The organism is Cyanobacterium sp. Dongsha4 (assembly GCF_036345015.1).
Classification (GTDB): Bacteria; Cyanobacteriota; Cyanobacteriia; order Cyanobacteriales; family Cyanobacteriaceae; genus PCC-10605.
Window position 1 is genome coordinate 1,284,617 of the sequence record NZ_CP084098.1, and the last position, 16,526, is coordinate 1,301,142.

Annotated in this window: 12 protein-coding genes; 8 read left to right on the forward strand and 4 right to left on the reverse strand. The window is 35.3% G+C overall.

Annotated features, from left to right (window positions below; translation table 11 throughout):
• Positions 1-8 precede the first annotated feature (8 nt).
• Together Dongsha4_RS05410 and Dongsha4_RS05415 are read right to left on the reverse strand one after the other, a co-directional pair.
• Positions 9-1,280, reverse strand: coding sequence for a pitrilysin family protein (locus Dongsha4_RS05410; RefSeq protein ID WP_330204701.1), 1,272 nt, complete (start codon positions 1,278-1,280; stop codon positions 9-11).
• A gap of 185 nt (positions 1,281-1,465) precedes the next feature.
• Positions 1,466-3,163 (reverse strand): DUF262 domain-containing HNH endonuclease family protein, encoded by a 1,698-nt coding sequence (locus Dongsha4_RS05415; protein ID WP_330204702.1) that lies wholly within the window; start codon positions 3,161-3,163, stop codon positions 1,466-1,468.
• Between the two features lie 188 nt (positions 3,164-3,351).
• Between Dongsha4_RS05415 and Dongsha4_RS05420 the strand changes: the two genes are divergently transcribed.
• Positions 3,352-6,141, forward strand: coding sequence for a DNA methyltransferase (locus Dongsha4_RS05420; protein ID WP_330204703.1), 2,790 nt, complete (start codon positions 3,352-3,354; stop codon positions 6,139-6,141).
• A gap of 114 nt (positions 6,142-6,255) precedes the next feature.
• Here Dongsha4_RS05420 and Dongsha4_RS05425 read toward each other — a convergent pair whose 3' ends face one another.
• Entirely contained in the window at positions 6,256-7,119 is an 864-nt protein-coding gene (locus tag Dongsha4_RS05425) for a shikimate dehydrogenase (RefSeq protein WP_330204704.1), read from the reverse strand.
• Between the two features lie 197 nt (positions 7,120-7,316).
• Between Dongsha4_RS05425 and cax the strand changes: the two genes are divergently transcribed.
• The 4 genes from cax to aroC all read left to right on the forward strand — a co-directional run bounded on the left by cax (position 7,317) and on the right by aroC (position 12,221).
• The gene (gene cax, locus Dongsha4_RS05430) at positions 7,317-8,411 is read left to right on the forward strand and encodes a calcium/proton exchanger (RefSeq protein WP_330204705.1); all 1,095 of its coding nucleotides are present in this window, start codon (positions 7,317-7,319) and stop codon (positions 8,409-8,411) included.
• 183 nt (positions 8,412-8,594) lie between these two features.
• On the forward strand, positions 8,595-9,728 hold the full coding sequence (arsB, locus tag Dongsha4_RS05435) for an ACR3 family arsenite efflux transporter (protein ID WP_330204706.1): 1,134 nt from the start codon (positions 8,595-8,597) through the stop codon (positions 9,726-9,728).
• 383 nt (positions 9,729-10,111) lie between these two features.
• A complete protein-coding gene (locus Dongsha4_RS05440; protein WP_330204707.1) occupies positions 10,112-10,975 on the forward strand; it encodes a 6-carboxytetrahydropterin synthase in 864 nt (287 codons plus the stop codon).
• A 154-nt stretch (positions 10,976-11,129) separates the two neighbouring features.
• The gene (gene aroC / locus Dongsha4_RS05445) at positions 11,130-12,221 is read left to right on the forward strand and encodes a chorismate synthase (protein WP_330204708.1); all 1,092 of its coding nucleotides are present in this window, start codon (positions 11,130-11,132) and stop codon (positions 12,219-12,221) included.
• A gap of 87 nt (positions 12,222-12,308) precedes the next feature.
• Here aroC and Dongsha4_RS05450 read toward each other — a convergent pair whose 3' ends face one another.
• The gene (locus Dongsha4_RS05450; protein WP_330204709.1) at positions 12,309-12,989 is read right to left on the reverse strand and encodes an urease accessory protein UreF; all 681 of its coding nucleotides are present in this window, start codon (positions 12,987-12,989) and stop codon (positions 12,309-12,311) included.
• 102 nt (positions 12,990-13,091) lie between these two features.
• Between Dongsha4_RS05450 and Dongsha4_RS05455 the strand changes: the two genes are divergently transcribed.
• From Dongsha4_RS05455 to Dongsha4_RS05465, 3 genes are all read left to right on the forward strand, one after another.
• Positions 13,092-13,601, forward strand: coding sequence for a TIGR02652 family protein (locus tag Dongsha4_RS05455; protein WP_330204710.1), 510 nt, complete (start codon positions 13,092-13,094; stop codon positions 13,599-13,601).
• A gap of 206 nt (positions 13,602-13,807) precedes the next feature.
• The gene (locus tag Dongsha4_RS05460) at positions 13,808-14,254 is read left to right on the forward strand and encodes a VOC family protein (RefSeq protein WP_330204711.1); all 447 of its coding nucleotides are present in this window, start codon (positions 13,808-13,810) and stop codon (positions 14,252-14,254) included.
• Positions 14,255-14,379: 125 nt separating this feature from the next.
• Positions 14,380-16,410 carry a thioredoxin domain-containing protein gene (locus Dongsha4_RS05465; RefSeq protein ID WP_330204712.1) on the forward strand — a complete coding sequence of 677 codons (2,031 nt, stop codon included), beginning with the start codon at positions 14,380-14,382 and terminating at the stop codon, positions 16,408-16,410.
• The last annotated feature ends 116 nt before the right edge of the window (positions 16,411-16,526 follow it).

A 16,526-nucleotide genomic window follows, 5' to 3' on the forward strand; every position in this document is an offset into this window, starting at 1 on the left:
AACTCAGATTAGTTTTTGGCAATTACAACTCCATAAGCATCAAGAGAAAGGTATTTAATGGTAGTTTCTTGGATTTCTTCTACAGTAATATTTTTTACCTTTTCACTATATTCTAAAGCCGGGGTAATAGTTCTTAATTGAGAATAATAATAACCATATAAATTAGTGCGATCGCATGGTTTTTCACTTTGAAAAATAAATTGACTAGCAACATTTTGTTTAACTCTATTTAACTCTGCTTCAGTAACTCCAAATTGCTGAATTTCTTGAATATGTTTAATAATTTCTGCTTGGACAATTTCTATATTTTCTTGAGATAATTGAGCAGAAACATAAAATCCTCCTTGAATTTTATAAGTGGTATTAGATGCAGATATACGGGTAACTAATCGACGATTTTCTCTTAAATCACGAAATAAACGGGAAAGTTTACCTCTACCTAAAATTACCGCCAACACGTCTAAAGCAATGGTTTCCTCCAGATGATTCAAACCAGGCACACGCCACAAAATCATTAAACGTGATTGTTGTAAATTAGTGTCTGTATATTCTTCGGTAGTTATGTTTGTAAATGGCAATTCGGGGAAATACTCAGGGGAAGGAGGTTGAAGTTGATTAGATTTTGAAGACAGGGTATCGAGAATATTTTCGGTTAATTCTTCCACAGGCAAATTACCCACCGCCACAATAGTCATCCCAGAGGGTTGATACCATGAATGGTGAAATGACTGCATTTGTTCAAGTTTCAAATTTTCTATAATTTCCTCTGTGCCTAAAATGGGGCGATGATAGGGTAAATTGGGGAAACAAAGATTCATCATTTTGTCAAAAACACGACGGCGGGGGTTATCATGAGAGCGACGAATTTCCTCTAAAACAACTTTTTTCTCCCGTGTAAATTCTGCCGAAGGTAGGGAAGGGTTAGAAACTAAATCTAGTTGTAATGGTAATATATCTGCAAAATCTTGGGGAGCGCAAGTAAAGTAAAAATGGGTATATTCTTGGCTAGTTGCCGCATTTGTCATCGCACCTCTAGCTTCTAATAAACGCTCAAATTCCCCTAAACCTAATTTTTGGCTACCTTTGAAGATCATGTGTTCTAAAAAATGTGCCATACCATTGATATTATCCGCTTCTACTGCCGAGCCCATATTAAACCAAATATTTAATGTTACGGCCGCAACGGGTATTTGTTCAGCGATAATGGTTAAGTTATTCTCTGGTAGGGTAGTAATAGTGGGTAGATGAAGGGATTGAGGTTTATTTAGAGTTATAGTCATGGAGTTGCGATCGTCAATAGTTGAGTAACAATTCTTATTGTAAATGCGATCGAGTCTCTTAATTTATTAAATTCATCACAAAACAGCTAAATTTTTCAACATTAAGCCTTAAAGATATAGAATTAAATATTAATCAATGGCTTTCTATCACTATTTATTGTCTTAATTTTTTCTCCCACAGATAGTCAAAAACTTGATCGCCATATCTGTATTGCTTTTTTTGCTAACTCTATTTGTCTCCTGTTTAAACTCTGAGGATTCCATTCTTCAGCCTGAATTTTTTGAGTTAACTGATAATTACTTTGTTGATAAATTTCTCTTTTTAAAGTATATTTTTTATTCCCTATTTCACGGTTTAAATTAGGTTCTAAAAGAGTCATATTTCCTAAACGATAAACCATTTCTTCTATTTGATTATCGGTAAAATATTCTTGCCATTGATTACTAGGAGATTCGGGTAAAATATGTTCGATAGAAAAACTGTCTTCATTGATTTCTAATCCAGAAATATAGCTTTCTAATTTGCAGAGAATATACTTAACTAATTTTTTCTTTTGCCCTTTGGTAGAAATAGACATAATAGAGAAATCCTGACTAAATTTATCATCAGATACATAAATAGATCGCACCTTTTCAAAAACTTGTCGAGGGTTGGTAATGTCATTTTGACTAATTCCCACTGCTACTTTATTGTAAATAGCTTCCAATTCATTGGGATTTAAACTACTAACAATGTGATAACGAAAAGAAATAACCGAGACTAATCTTAATAAACGAGTAAAATCTTCCCGTGAAAACTTGTCATAGGCACTAAAAAAGATAGGATAGGCTTGTTTGACTCTGAATAAATCCAATTCACGAATATAAGAGCGATTTTCAGGGGTATCAAGCCAAAAATCATCATGGGGATTACTCAAAGCCATAAATAAACCACTATAGTCTTCCAACTCATCGAGTAAGTTAAAGGCTTGTAACCCATTTTTCACCGATTCTCGCACTATTTTAAATAGTCTTTCCCGTCTGACTCGAATCTCTTTGGTGCTAAGATAATATCGCAGAAATTCAGGGAATTTAGCCATCGAGACAGTATTAATGATTCTTCGCCACTGTCTTTGTGCTTCTTGCAAATCATGGTTTGATTCAAATAAAGAGAATAGATAATTTTTGAGTAAATCGGTGGCGCTTAATTCAATACCTCTGGCATTAAGGGTTTCAAAGACGGTATAGGCGTTTAATTCATCTTCCACATTGATTTGAATAAATAGCAGTTTTTGGGCGATAACATCCGTTAAAAATTCTGTCAGTTTTTCTCCCGTAGCGATAACATCTGTTAACTTTTCTAATTCACGAGTAAAATACTCAAAGGCATTCCACAACAGTTGATTCGACTTGGAAAGTATCCTCGCATTACGGGGTTTTCTGAGGTTAATTAAGTGACTTTGGTAAAAATCGTTATTATTCTCATTTAACAGTATCTTACTCGAATAACGGAGCGATCGAGGATCTTTATCTCCTAGATAAGTGCGTCTTAAAATTTCTTGTCTTTCCTGATTGGCTTCTTTATCTTTATCGGCTTCTACTAATTTCTTAATTCCTTCAATGACGGTAATGGCGATAATGCTCAAGGTTGCTAATCTCTGTTGACCATCAATAATAGTAAACTGTTTATCAGAAGTAGTAGAATTTTGCAGTACGATCGCACCCATATAGTGACTAGAGGGTGGATTATGATAAAGTATGAGTATATCCTGCCATAAATCTTCCCAATTTTCCTCCTGCCAAGAATAATCCCGTTGAAATAAAGGCACTTGGTAGATTTTACCATTACCGAGTAAGTCTCCAAAACTGCTAGTACGAGTGTCAAGAAGATTAATTTGCCCCATAAATTATTACAACTTTTTTGCTTTTTATCACTAAATAAGCGTTTGAAAAAACTTTTTCTCTTAATATTTTATCATCACATTATATTCCTATTTTTATATGTATGCCCCAAGACATTATTAGACCTCTTACAAAACAAAAACTAAGATAAAATTTGAATAGTTTAAGACCAATTTTATTTACTTTTTCCATGACAACTAATTCACAACAAAACCTTGAGAAATTTATTACTTTTTGTCAACAACACATTAAAGGGCAAGAAAGAAAAGAAGCTCAGATTTTTTTAGACAGATTTTTCCAAGGGTTTGGTTATGATGGTGCATTGGAAGCAGGGGCAAAATACGAAGAAGCCATTAAAAAGGGTAGCAAGAAGAAAAATACAGGATTTGCCGATTTAGTCTGGAAACCCAAGCTACTGATTGAGATGAAAAAGCGAGGGGAAGACCTTAGTAAACATTATGCCCAAGCCTTTGAATATTGGTCAAGGTTAGTACCTAATCGCCCTCGTTATGTGATACTGTGCAATTTTGATGAGTTTTGGATTTTTGATTTTAATTTACAATTAGATGAACCCGTTGATATAGTTAAGATTGAGGATTTAACCCACCGACAATCCGCCTTTAACTTCATGATGAGAGGGGATGTCAAATCTATCTTTAAAAATAATCAAGTTGACGTTACCGAAAAAGCAGGGCGACGACTAGGGGAGTTATTCCAAATCCTGCAACAAAGACTTAATTTTCGCCCCCCTACCCCCAATTCTGGGGGAGTAATAACAGAAAAAGTCACCACACTTGGGGATTTAGGGGTAAATCAAACCCTCAAAATTCAACGTTTCATTTTGCAATGTGTCTTAGCCATGTTTGCAGAAGATAGAGGATTGTTACCCCATAATCTCTTTATTCGTTGTGTGGAAGAATGCCTAGAGGGTGCTAGTAGTTATGATGTGTTGGGGGGTTTATTCCGTGAAATGAATAATCGGGGTGTCACTCCTGCGGGAAAATATCAAGGAGTCGAATATTTTAACGGTGGTTTATTTAGTATAGTAGATGCGATCGAACTTACCAAGCCTGAATTAGAGATATTGGCAACCGTTGCAAGGCAAGATTGGAGTAAAGTACGCCCTGCAATTTTTGGTAATATTTTTGAAGGTACAGTCAACGCCCAACAACGTCACAGTTATGGTATTCACTACACCTCTGAGGCGGATATTATGAAAATTGTGCGCCCCACCATTAGTAAGTATTGGGAAGATTTAATCGACAGTGCAAATACCATCAAAGATTTAACTAATTTACAACTTAAATTACAGGAATATAAAGTTTTAGATCCTGCTTGTGGTAGTGGAAATTTTCTCTATATTGCCTATCAAGAATTAAAAAGAATTGAGCAGTTATTATTAGATAAAATAAAAAGTAAAACTAAGGGCAATAATCAACAATTTAATCTCAGTTTTGTTACTCCTAATCAGTTTTATGGTATGGATGTTAACCCCTTCGCTGTGGAGTTGGCAAAGGTTACTTTAATGATAGCCCGAAAAGTTGCGATCGACAAATTTAATTTAACTGAACCTGCCTTACCTTTAGACAGTTTAGATAACAATATTATTTGTTGTGATGCCTTATTTACTGATTGGGTAAAAGTCGATGCTATTATCGGAAATCCTCCCTTTTTAGGTGGGAAAAAATTAAGACAAGAATTAGGAGATGATTATGTAGAAAAAGTTTATCAGCAATTTAAAGAAGTAAAAGGGCAACCTGATTTTTGCATTTATTGGTTTAGAAAAAGTCACGATAATTTAGCTACAAATATTAGAGTTGGATTAGTGGCAACTAATTCTATTTCTCAAAATGTTGGGCGTATTGCTAGTTTAGATTATATAGTCAATAATAATGGTTATATTTACGAGGCATTTGCTCACCAAAAATGGTCAGGTGATGCTGCCGTTTATGTTAATATCGTAAATTGGTGCTATGAAAAACCAAAGGAATATTATTTGAATAATAAATTAGTTAAACAGATAAATTCTTCTCTCACAAATTCTGTTGATGTCAGTCAAGCACAAAAATTAAAGAATAATAAAAATTTAGCTTTTAAGGGTGTTTCTCCTTGTGGCAAAGGTTTTATTCTTACGGAAAAAGAGGCACAAAAATGGATTAATCAAAATAGTATCTATAAAACAGTTATTAAGCCTTTTTTAGATGCAAAAGATTTAGCAAGAAATCCTCATGGAAAACCAAGTCGATGGATTATTGATTTTAATAATTTAACTTTAGAAGAAGCAAGTAACTATCCCTTAGCTTTTGAAAGAGTTAAAAAAACCATCCCTGAAGAAAGGAAAAATAATCGCAATGAAAAATTAAAAGTTAATTGGTGGCAGTATGAAGGAAATCGACTAAATATGAGAGATGTTATTACACCTTTATCTTATTATTTTGCTATTCCTAGACACTCTAAATGGTTTATTTTTCTTCCAATAACAGTTAATAATTTACCAGCAGATTCAACAGTTATTGTTGCATCAGATGATTTTTATATATTAGGTATTTTAACCTCAAAAATACATCGTCTTTGGGTTAAAGCTCAATCATCAACTTTAAAAGGAGATACAAGATATACTAATACCACTTGTTTTGAAACTTTCCCATTTCCTTTCGTATGCCCCCCTGCCCCCAATTCTGGGGGAGTAATACCAGAAAAAGTATCCACTATTGGGGATTTAGGGGCAGAAAAAATAGTGCAACAAATAAGGGATAAAATGATAGAATTACACAATTATCGCACTGAGCAAATGGAGAGAAAATCATGGGGAATTACTCAGTTATATAATGCGTTTTTTCATGAGCCTAGTAGTAAGTTATATCAACTTCATCAACAGTTAGATAAGTTAGTAATGAAGGCTTATAATTTTGATGAAAATGGAGATATTTTAGAGCAATTATTAACCTTAAATTTAGCTATTTCTGAAAAAGAAAATTAAGGAAAAAATGTCCTACTGAGAGTAAGATAATAAAGCGAAATATCTCGCCAGATTCCTCGTGACTATTTTAGAAAAAATACCACCATTGAATAATTCAAGAGAATTGAAGTCTAATTAATTGAGAATCTGCAATAAACTTTCCCTCATGATGGTAACGGGGGCGGGGTGATGAGTCCAAATTTCAAAAGCAACTGCCCCTTGTTGTACTAACATTTCACTACCATCAATAATTTTTGCTCCTTGTTTTTCTGCTTGTTGTAAGAAAAGAGTCGGACGAGGGTTATAAATTAAATCATATGCGATCGCATCTTCACAAATCAACTCTGCTTGAGAGGAAGTTAGGGGAGATTGAGAAATATGGGGATACATTCCCATAGGAGTGGTATTAACAATAAGTTGACTATGGGGGATTAAATCCGTAAGCTCATCCCAAGTATAAATTGAAATTTCGGCTTTAAGGGTTGTATTGGCAAAACTAGCTTTAAATTGCTTTAATTTATCTAAATTACGCCCAATAACTTTAATTTCCTTGCATCCTAACTCACTGCAACCCACAATTACCGCCCGACTAGCACCACCGTTACCCAACACCAAAGGGGTGATATTTGCCCAATTTTTAGCCAATGATTTTAAAGGAGAGATAAACCCATCAATATCCGTATTTGTGCCGTGCCATTGATGATTTTCTGTCAACCACACAGTGTTAACCGCACCAATAATTTTTGCTGTTTCAGTAATATAATCTAAAAAAGGTAAAACATTTTCTTTATGAGGAATAGTTACATTAAATCCTCTTATTTTTACTGCTTTAAAAGTATTAAATAATTCCTGTAAATTTTCTTTTTCTACAGCAAAAGGAACATAAATATAATCTAAATTTAAAGATGCGATCGCATCATTTTGAAATACTGGGGACATTGAATGTTCAATGGGATTACCAATAATTCCTAATAATTTTGTTTTACCTGTAATCTTCATAAAATAACCTTAACTATTGTTGAATTTTATCTGTTATATAACAATATAATTTGAGTGATATTAATCATTTTAGCGTGAAAGAGAAAAGTAAATAAAGATTATGTATTTTATATTTTTTCTAATAATTAATAGATTTTTTTACATAAGATTTAGGACTGCTATATAATCAAAACCAAGAATCAAAAAACTTTGAGAAGATGAATAAAAATTTAATTTTCGGTATTTTACTTATCTTTATTCCCATATCCATCGCTGGTCATTTTTTACATTGGGGAGAGGTTGTCATTTTTCTGAGTGCCGCCCTTGCCATTGTACCATTAGCGGCATTTATGGGAGAAGCTACGGAAAATATTGCGGTTGTCGTAGGACCTAATTTAGGAGGATTACTTAATGCTACTTTTGGTAACGCTACAGAATTAATTTTGGCTTTTATCGCTTTAAAAAGTGGTTTTGTGCAAGTAGTAAAAGCAACTTTGACAGGTTCGATAATTGGTAATTTACTATTAGTTATGGGATTTGCCATGTTTTTGGGAGGTTTACGTTTCAAAGAGCAAAATTTCCAACCAGCTACTGCCCGTTTAAATGCCTCTGCCATGAATTTAGCCGTTATCGCTATTTTACTGCCCACTGCGGTGCAATACACTTCTCAAGGTATTCCTAGCACCACGATGCAAACTCTTTCTGTGGCGGTAGCGGTAGTTTTGATTAGTGTTTATCTGTTGACTCTCCTTTTCTCTATGAAAACCCATTCCTATCTTTATGATGTTGGTATAGCAGAAAATGAAACGGAGGAAGAGTCAGAATCTTCTCATCAACCTAATATTGTATTTTGGATTTTTATCTTACTTATTGTTACAATTGGAGTTGCGATCGAATCTGAGTTATTAGTGGATTCGTTGGAAGAAGCTACCGCCGATTTAGGTTTACCTGCACTATTTACAGGGGTGATATTTTTACCCATTATTGGTAATGCCGCCGAACACGCTACGGCTGTAACTGTTGCGATTAAAAATAAAATGGATTTATCTGTCTCTGTGGCTGTAGGTTCAAGTTTACAAATTGCCTTATTTGTTGCCCCAGTTTTAGTAATTATAGGTTGGTTTATTGGGCAACCGATGGATTTAAACTTTAATCCCTTTGAATTGGTGGCAGTGGCAGTATCCGTATTAATTGCCAATTCTATTAGCTCTGATGGTAACTCTAATTGGTTAGAAGGTATCTTATTATTGGCTACCTATGTGGTAATCGGATTAGCTTTCTATTTTCACCCAGTCATTGAAGGATTAGCTTAAGTTATTGACTACTATCACTTCCTTCTCCTCAACCCCCAACATCCCAAGATTTTTTCCATCTCAGCTACTTTCGACTCTTGTGCAACAAATAATCAAATCAATTTTTGTTGTTAAGTAATAAGCTAGAATTTTAGATATAAGAGCATTATTTATAAATAACATCAACTCTAATTGATTAATTTTATGGGAAAGTCATTGAATAAGTGTGCGGAAAAAGCAGGAAGTGATTTAAGTTTTTTTGAGAAATATCTTACCCTCTGGATTCTGATTTGTATTGTTATCGGTATTGGTTTGGGGCGTATATTTCCATCTTTAGCACAAAACCTCGATCGCCTCAACGTTTATAATGTTTCTATTCCTATTGCCATATGTCTATTTTTCATGATGTATCCAATTATGGTGAAGATAGACTTTTCTCAAGCGGTAAAAGCAGTCAAAACACCAAAGCCTGTAATTTTAACCTTGGTTGTTAACTGGTTGATAAAACCCTTTTCCATGGTAATCTTTGCCCAATTTTTCTTGGGATGGCTATTTGTTGGTTGGTTACAGGAAACCGAGATAATTAGAGGAGTAGAAGTCAGTTTGAGTAATTCCTATATTGCAGGATGTATCTTGTTAGGTATTGCTCCTTGTACAGCAATGGTGTTAATGTGGGGTTATCTTTCCTATAGTAATCAGGCTCATACTTTGGTAATGGTAGCGGTAAACTCTTTGACGATGTTACTGCTTTATGCACCGTTAGGAAAATGGTTATTATCCGCTAATGATTTAATTGTACCATGGCAAACAATTGTTTTATCAGTCATCATCTATGTGGGTTTACCATTAATAACTGCTTTGTTAAGTCGCTACTGGATTTTTAAATATAAAGGCAGACAATGGTTTGAAAATAGTTTCCTTTCTTATCTCACTCCTATTTCCATTACTGCTTTATTAGCTACTTTGATTCTCCTATTTGCGTTTAAAGGGGAATTAATCATTAATAATCCTTTTCATATTATCCTCATTGCTATTCCCTTATTAGTGCAAACCAACTTTATCTTCTTGATTACCTATGCCATAGCCCTAAAACTGGACTTAGTTTATGAAGATGCCGCCCCTACAGCTTTGATTGGTGCTAGTAATCATTTTGAAGTTGCGATCGCAACTGCGGTGATGTTATTTGGTTTAAATTCAGGAGCGGCTTTAGCCACAGTGGTAGGGGTATTAATAGAAGTGCCAGTAATGTTATTTTTAGTGGAAATTTGCAAAAAAACAGCATCATGGTTTAAAAGAGAGCCAGAAAAAGCCACTTTACTAGACCCTAGACTAATTTAACCTGAATTCGATTTCAAATTGTCGGTTAGAGTAGGCAAGAGGCAAAGAAAAAAGGTCAAAGGGCAAAGGTAAATAGTGAATAGGGAATAGGCAATGGTTTAATAATATGGTTTAATAATTAAGAATTAATAACTCCGAACCCCGAACTCCGAACTCCGAACTCCGAACCCCGAACCCCGAACCCCGAACTCCGAACTCCGAACCCCGAACTCCGAACTCCGAACTCCGAACCCCGAACTCCGAACTCCGAACTCCGAACCCCGAACTCCGAACCCCGAACTCCGAACTCCGAACTCCGAACTCCGAACCCCGAACCAACCTTATTATGGTAAATTAAAAAAGGAATCTTAAAAAATCTTAAAATTTAAGCCATAATATTTTTCATGGAATGTATCGTCAATCGTCGAGCGAAATTCAGTGCCAGTCATCGCTATTGGTTGCCAGAGTTATCAGAAGCGGAAAATCAACAGCGTTTCGGGGCAAATAGTCGTTTTCCGGGGCATGGACACAATTATGTCTTATATGTTTCTCTCATCGGGGAATTAGACAAGTATGGAATGGTACAGAATTTATCTGAAGTCAAAAAAGTCATTAAGGATGAAGTAACCAGCCAATTAGATTACAGCTATCTTAATGATACTTGGGCAGAATTTCAACAAACTTTACCAACCACAGAAAATATTGCTAAGGTGATATGGGAGCGTTTATCGCCTCATTTACCACTTGTTGATATACAACTATACGAACATCCTCAACTTTGGGTTAATTATCAAGGAAATAATATGGAAGCTACTTTAACTGTTCAAACTCATTTTAGCGCCGCTCATCGTTTAGCTTTACCTGAATTAAGTTTAGAAGAAAATACGGAAATTTATGGTAAGTGCGCACGTGTCAATGGTCATGGACATAATTATCATTTAGAAGTGTCAGTAACGGGAGAAATGGATGCTCGTACTGGTATGATTGTGGACTTAGGAGAGTTACAAAAAGCCATTAATGATTATGTAGTTGAACCTTTTGATCATACTTTTCTTAATAAGGATATTCCATATTTTGCTGATGTTGTGCCTACGGCGGAAAATATTGCTGTATATATTGCTCAATTATTAAAAGATCCGATCGCATCTTTGGGAGTAGAATTAGATAAAGTCAAATTGATTGAAAGTCCTAATAATTCCTGTGAGATTTACTGCCGCAAAGGGGTTTTAAATCAGTCACCAGCAAACCATCAAGTAGCCCTTGTTTAGTGAATAAAAGGGCGGTATTGGGCAAGGGGCAAAAGTAAATAGTTGATAATTAATAACCCCGAACCCCGAACTCCTAACCCCGAACTCTGGTAACGTTGCTTATTGCTTATGGTAACCAGTAAACTTAAACCCAGACTATATTGATAAATTATTCATGAGCAGTATATTTGGAAAATTATTCACTATATCAACTTTTGGAGAATCTCACGGTGGCGGAGTAGGGGTAATAGTGGATGGTTGCCCTCCCCGTGTTGAAATTAGTGCCGAAGAAATTCAAGAAGAATTAAACCGTCGTAAACCCGGACAGAGCAAAATTACTACTCCCCGTCAAGAATCTGATTTGTGCGAAATTGTATCAGGAGTTTTTCAAGGGAAAACATTAGGCACTCCCATCGCCATTTTAGTTAGAAATAAGGATGCTCGTTCCCAAGATTACGATGAAATGGCGGTTAAATATCGACCTTCTCACGCTGATGCTACCTATGATGCTAAATATGGTATTCGTAATTGGCAAGGTGGTGGACGTTCTTCCGCAAGGGAAACTATCGGTAGAGTGGCAGGAGGTGCGATCGCAAAAAAAATTCTCCATCAAATCGCAGGAGTTGAAATTATCGCCTATGTCAAAACTATCAAGGATATTAGTGCCAATGTGGATCAAGAAACTGTTACTCTCGAACAAGTAGAAAGTAATATAGTTAGATGTCCTGATAGTGTAGCCGCCGAAAAGATGATCGAGTTAATTGATCAAATTAGACGGGAAAAAGACTCTTTAGGTGGTGTTGTGGAATGTGTAGTCAGAAACGTGCCTAAAGGTTTGGGTGAACCTGTGTTCGATAAATTAGAAGCTGATTTAGCTAAAGCAATTATGTCATTACCAGCTACTAAAGGCTTTGAAATTGGTTCTGGGTTTGAAGGAACATTATTAACAGGCAGTCAACATAATGATGAGTTTTATCTTGATGAAGCAGGAAATACTCGTACTATGACAAACCGCTCTGGAGGTATTCAGGGGGGAATCAGTAACGGAGAGAATATTGTTATCAGGGCGGCATTTAAACCCACTGCTACCATTGGCAAAGAACAAAAAACCGTTACTAAAGAGGGAGAAGAAACTGTTTTAGCCGCAAAAGGCAGACATGATCCTTGTGTGTTACCAAGGGCTGTACCAATGGTTGAAGCAATGGTTGCGTTGGTACTATGTGATCATTTATTACGTCATCATGCTCAATGTGAGTTAGATATTTAGGATTTGCTTATTGCCCTCACTCCCCTTAAAAGGGGAGACACAGAGGAGTTTCCCTATTGCATTGTCTTTATTACTAATTGTTAATTGTTAACTACGAAAAAGCCTACTATATAAAGTTTCGTGATGGATACTGGCAAAAGATAAACCCCAACTACAGGAGGCTAATTGATCATCTTGAAGATTAATTATTTGTTGAGTAGTATTAATAATAGATTCATGTAAATTAAAAATCAATTTTTGTCCTTCTGTTTGTCCTAAAGGTATTAATTTAACTCCTCCATTTACTAGGTTATTGAGCCAACTGTGAAGATAGCCCCATAGCATTTCTTTAGGGGGTATTTGACTATAAGCACTTATAATCCCAAATGCGATCGCACTATTGCAGGGAGAATCAAAATTATCAATAACGGATTTTAGTTTCTTATCATCTGGTATTAGCTGGAGAGTTAGACGACATAAACTTTTCCCCATCTGCCAACTTTGCTCTCTTAATTCTTTGGTTTCACGGGAGGCACTTAGCCAGTTATTCCAATAATATAACCCCTCACAATCATCATTGAGATAACAATCATAAGCTCGGAGTGCGATCGCACCCTCAATCCGAATTGAACCGTAAAATAACTCATTTTCTAGCCATTGTCGTAAACTTTCACCATTGGTGATATTGCCGTTTTCCACCAAAAACTCTAAGCCTTCAGAATAACTATAAGCCCCCAAAGGTAAGCTAGAATTACATAGCTGTAGTAAAGATAATAAATAATTTGACATTACAAGTGCTTAATAAATGAGCAGAAATAAACTGATGATTAACTAGAGAACTATAATAAAAAAAATCAAAGCCATTGCTTAAGCTATTTACCCACCATAATTATGACTAATACCAATCTACAATATCCTATCTTTGGACCTCAAATAAAATGCCCCCATTGTCGTCAAACCATAGATGCTTTAACCCTGACAGATAGTTACCTATGTCCTCGTCATGGAGCTTTTGAGGCTAATCCTGAAACAGAAGTATTAGTTCATTTACAGTCGGGCAGACAATGGCGTTTGTGGGAGCATAAATGGTATCGTCAACATACTCATCCTGATGGTATTCGCTTTGAAATTCATGAAGCCTTAGATCGTCTTTATACTGAGGGATACCGTGCAACAAAAGTAATTATAGCAGAACGTTACTATAACCTAATTAGTTCTTATTTAGATAAAGGCAACAATTGGCAAGGAAATCAAGAAAGCAAGTTATATAAACTATATGGGTTGCCCGTAGAATTTAGTCATAAATCTGATGCCGAGCCTTGTTGGGAAGTGATTAACTTTGTGTTAGAAAAGGAAAAAGGCACTCCTTCCCGTTATCCTTATTTTCGTCTTTTTGAATAATATACTTAATCTTAGTTAAATATGGGAATATCGGATAAGGGTAGGTATCAGGAGGTTGCAGGTTGCAAGTTGCAGGTTGCAGGTATTGGGAAGAAATGAGTTCGGAGTTTTTAATTATTCACTATTTACCTTTGCCCTTTTTACTTTGCCCCTTGCCCTTTTCTCATCATTCATCGAAGAAAATTTATCCCGAATTCAGGTTAATTATGATTCATCATATTTCAATTCGCACTGCTGATATAATGAGTGCGATCGCATTTTATGAATTATTAGGTTTTACGGTAAAGGAAAGATTCACCACAGGTTACACCCTTGCTTGTTGGCTAGAAGGGGAAGGAGGAAGACTAGAATTAATGCAAATACCACAACCAAAACCAGCCCCAGATGCTTTTAATGATGAACACTATGTTGGTTACTATCACTTCACTTTAGATATTACAGAAAAAAGAATAGATTTACCCACATGGTTAGAACAATTAAAACAAAAATTTTGGCGTGAAAGTCAAATAGATAATTCTAAAATTTCACCGTTAAAAATTCTGCTTCCCCCTCAACAACAAATGATTGAAAATCAACTGTATGAAGTAGCTTTTATTGCTGATACAGATAACCTACCCATTGAAATAATTCGGCTTTGTGAAAAAAGTCCTTGAATAATGGGAAAGTAATAATTAAACTCTTTTGCCCTCCCCCCTCTCGAGGGGGGATAAAGGGGGGTTTGCCTCTTGCCTTTTTACTTTTGCATTGTTGCCCGTTAAAAATTTATTCATTAACTACCATGACAAATCATCTTATTAATACTCAAAGTTTATACTTACAAAAACACGCCCATAATCCGATTAATTGGTGGTATTGGTGCGATGAAGCCCTTAATTTAGCAAAGCAGGAGGATAAGCCTATTTTTCTCTCTATTGGTTATTCTAGCTGTCACTGGTGTACCGTTATGGAGGGAGAAGCCTTTTCTGATGATGCGATCGCATCTTACCTTAACGATAATTTTATCTCAATAAAGGTCGATCGGGAAGAACGCCCCGACATTGATAGTATCTATATGACAGCTTTACAGATGATGACAGGGCAAGGAGGATGGCCTTTAAATATATTTCTTTCCCCCGACGATTTAGCACCTTTTTACGGTGGTACATATTTCCCTATTGAACCTCGTTATGGCAGACCAGGATTTTTACAGATTTTACAAGCTCTTCATGATTTTTATCATGATAAATCAGATAAATTTTTATCATTGAAAAACGAAATTGTCAAGGGTTTAGAAACAAATAGTAATATAATTTTTACCTCAGAAAATCAACTAACTCCAGAATTATTACAACAAGGTATTACCAATAATAGTAAGGTTATCGCCAGAAATGATTATGGTTCGCCCCGTTTCCCGATGATGCCTTACAGTAATATTACGTTGCAAGGGGGAGTTAAAGACGAAAATTGTCGAGATTTGGCAATCAGAAGAGCCTTAGACTTAGTTAATGGGGGTATTTATGATCATGTGGGTGGTGGTTTTCATCGCTATACCGTTGATGCTACTTGGACTGTACCTCACTTTGAAAAAATGCTCTATGATAATGGCTTAATTATGGAGTTTTTAGCGAATTTATGGGCTAATGGTGCTGAAATACCAGAAATAAAAAGAGCTTGTGAGGGTATAAAAGATTGGTTAAAAAGAGAAATGACTTCGGAAAAAGGTTATTTTTATGCGGCACAGGATGCGGATAATTTTGCCGATATTCATCACATTGAACCAGAAGAAGGAGAATTTTATGTCTGGAGTTATCACCAATTAAAAGAGATATTATCAGCAGAAGAATTTAATGCTTTTATTGATACTTTTATCATTAGTGAAGATGGAAATTTTGAAAGTAAAAATATTTTACAAAAAAGAGAAGATAAGCCCATTAATGAGATAATTAATAATGCCTTAGATAAACTCTTTAAAGTTCGTTATGGAGAAGAAAGAAACTCCTTAGAAAAGTTTTCTCCTGCTAAAAATAATCAAGAAGCAAAAACTGTTCAATGGTTAGGTAGAATACCCCCCGTAACCGATACAAAAATGATTCTTGCTTGGAATAGTTTAATGATTTCTGGGTTAGCTACTGCTTATGGTGTTTTTCAAGATGCTAGTTATTTAGATTTAGCAGAAAAAGCAACGGAATTTATCCTTAATCATCAATGGGAAAATGGACGTTTACATCGTCTTAATTATGAGGGAAATGTTGCCGTTTTCGCCCAAAGTGAAGACTATAGTTTATTTATTAAAGCCTTATTAGATTTAGCCCAAAATCATCCCACTAATACATATTTTTACTTGAATCAAGCCATAAAAATTCAAGCTGAATTTAATCAATTTTGTCAGGATAAACAACAAGGAGGATATTATAACAATGCCCATGATAATAGCAGTGATTTATTAATTAGAGAAAAAAGTTATATCGATAATGCTACGCCTTCTCCCAATGGAATTGCGATCGCAAATTTAGTTCGTTTGCACCTATTTACTGATGAAGAAAAATACCTAGATGAAGCAGAAAAAACCCTAAAATTATTTAGTGACATTATGAATAAAGCAAGTACCAGTTGTCCTAGTTTATTTACCGCCTTAAACTGGTATTTAAACCGCACCAGTGTCAAAACCACAAAAAACACAAAACTACAACTTATCAAAAAATACTTACCTAATACGGTTATTCGTACCGATGAGGAATTACCATCTAATAGTATTGCTGTGGTGTGTCGAGGAGTATCTTGTTTTGAACCAGCAACCACTATAACCCAATTGTGGCAACAATTAAGCTAGTTTAAAAAGATAATTTTTGCTACATTTTGGGCTTCTAGCCTTCATTAACCTCTGTTAGGCTTAAACATATCCGATAAAAGTAGGTGTCAAGTTTTGAGGGGATGAGAGGAGAGGAG

Excerpts from the sequence above, each read along its gene's own strand:
- Dongsha4_RS05460 (WP_330204711.1), top strand. The coding sequence starts at position 13,808 with ATGATTCATCATATTTCAATTCGCACTGCTGATATAATGAGTGCGATC.
- Dongsha4_RS05465 (WP_330204712.1), top strand. The coding sequence starts at position 14,380 with ATGACAAATCATCTTATTAATACTCAAAGTTTATACTTACAAAAACAC.
- cax (WP_330204705.1), top strand. The coding sequence starts at position 7,317 with ATGAATAAAAATTTAATTTTCGGTATTTTACTTATCTTTATTCCCATA.
- arsB (WP_330204706.1), top strand. The coding sequence starts at position 8,595 with ATGGGAAAGTCATTGAATAAGTGTGCGGAAAAAGCAGGAAGTGATTTA.
- Dongsha4_RS05410 (WP_330204701.1), bottom strand. The coding sequence starts at position 1,280 with ATGACTATAACTCTAAATAAACCTCAATCCCTTCATCTACCCACTATT.
- Dongsha4_RS05450 (WP_330204709.1), bottom strand. The coding sequence starts at position 12,989 with ATGTCAAATTATTTATTATCTTTACTACAGCTATGTAATTCTAGCTTA.
- Dongsha4_RS05415 (WP_330204702.1), bottom strand. The coding sequence starts at position 3,163 with ATGGGGCAAATTAATCTTCTTGACACTCGTACTAGCAGTTTTGGAGAC.
- Dongsha4_RS05420 (WP_330204703.1), top strand. The coding sequence starts at position 3,352 with ATGACAACTAATTCACAACAAAACCTTGAGAAATTTATTACTTTTTGT.
- Dongsha4_RS05455 (WP_330204710.1), top strand. The coding sequence starts at position 13,092 with ATGACTAATACCAATCTACAATATCCTATCTTTGGACCTCAAATAAAA.
- Dongsha4_RS05425 (WP_330204704.1), bottom strand. The coding sequence starts at position 7,119 with ATGAAGATTACAGGTAAAACAAAATTATTAGGAATTATTGGTAATCCC.
- Dongsha4_RS05440 (WP_330204707.1), top strand. The coding sequence starts at position 10,112 with ATGGAATGTATCGTCAATCGTCGAGCGAAATTCAGTGCCAGTCATCGC.
- aroC (WP_330204708.1), top strand. The coding sequence starts at position 11,130 with ATGAGCAGTATATTTGGAAAATTATTCACTATATCAACTTTTGGAGAA.